Source organism: Christiangramia lutea, from assembly GCF_022489035.1.
Taxonomy (GTDB): domain Bacteria; phylum Bacteroidota; class Bacteroidia; order Flavobacteriales; family Flavobacteriaceae; genus Christiangramia; species Christiangramia lutea.
In genome coordinates, this window is the sequence record NZ_JAKVTV010000022.1 from 1 (window position 1) to 1,645 (window position 1,645).

Annotated in this window: 1 protein-coding gene; it reads right to left on the minus strand. The window is 30.3% G+C overall.

The window, feature by feature from the left end; genetic code table 11:
* Positions 1–272: 272 nt before the first annotated feature.
* Positions 273–1,466 (minus strand): retropepsin-like aspartic protease, encoded by a 1,194-nt coding sequence (locus ML462_RS15965; protein ID WP_240714833.1) that lies wholly within the window; start codon positions 1,464–1,466, stop codon positions 273–275.
* Positions 1,467–1,645: the final 179 nt, after the last annotated feature.

Below are 1,645 nucleotides of genomic sequence, written 5' to 3' on the forward strand. Positions count from 1 at the left end.
ATTTGTAAGTTGACTTCATACTGATTAGGTTTAATAATTATTTATTTTTTCAAAATTTTTTTGTTCTAAAGTTAATTCAGAATTAAGTAAAATTTTTCTTTTATAAAATTGTTTACAACGGTCTCGGTTATCGCCAGTTGGCGGAGTAGGAGACGCGGCTTTGTCGGCTTAGTATTGGTTTGTTGGTTAAGTTAATTATTTTCTTACTAACGCTGCCGCTTATTGGCGATGAACCGTTGTTGTAAACAGTTTTATTTTTTGATTTTGTGAATCTATGAATCCTTGTTTAGCAAATCTTCTTTTTTAATTGAAATCTTCTTGTTTCCTTCGGAATGCTCTACTACTATTTCTAGTTCGTCCAAAGAACTCAAAGTTTTCCAATCATTATTCCAAAACTGACATAATTGTTCTTTGGTAAAATTCGAAACATCATTATCATTTATTTTTAAAACTTTAGTTTCGTTTTCAAAGGACGATTTGGTGGAGTGTGCCTGCCATATATTACCAATAATTAATTCTTGAGTTTCATAATTAGGTTTAATATCTACTGGGAACTTCTTTATCTCATCGTCCATCAAAAAATCACCAGGCATCTGATGAACCAAAATTTCTTCATCTTCAAGATTAATAACTGTTATATAATTATTTAAAAACTTTGTTCCTAAGAGGTTATTTGTAGTGCTTGAATTCATGACAATTTTATTCTTTAAAGAAATTTTATCAATTTTAATTTCTTGAAAAATTGTGTAGTTAGTTATACCATAATTTTGGCCATATACACCTGTAGATGTTCTTCCCTCTTTACTAATTGTATGAAGATTGCCTAATTTATCTTTTAAATAACTGTAGGTGCGATTTCCTAGACTTAAAAAGGAATTATTACCACTATCTAGTTTAGCATAAAATTTTTTCCCATTTGCTTTAATTTTAACTGCCGCATAATGGCTGTTTTTAGGTATATCCAATTTTATTTTTTTATAATTATTTAAATCCCATTCCGATAAGTTTTCACCTATTTCAAAAGTTTTAGTGCTCCAGTTGATTTTCCATTTTGCTTTTTTTATAATGTCAAATCCAATCACTCCATCTATTTTTTGGCAACCAAAAATATCTCTATAGCTATTACCTTCTTCTGGAAGGATCAATAATTCTATTTCATTAAAATCTCTAAATCCAATTGAAATAGTTCCTAAATCTGCTAGGCCTAATTTCTTAGAATTACCGTGGGCATCTGTAATTTCTAAGGAATCCAGTTTTTTAACTTCCAAGCTTTCTAGAGCCTCTTCATTTATTAATGACTTAGAGGCGCCAGTATCAAATAAAAACTGGAAGGTTTTACCCTGAATTTTCATGGGTAATATATATACATCAGAAAATTCTGTTGCAGTAACTTTATTTTGTGCAAAAATTATTGTGGAAAATAGAAAGGCTACATTAAATAAGAATAAGGTTTTTTTTAAATTCATAGGTCGATGGGGATTTGAAATATTGATTACGGTTACTTCTAATAAAATTGTTTACAACGGTCTCGGCTATCGCCAGTTGCGGGAGTTGGGATGCGGAATTGTCGGCTTATTTGTTTTATTTCCTGGTTTCTAAAATTACACTTTTTCGATGATACCCGTTATTGGCGATGAGCCGTTGT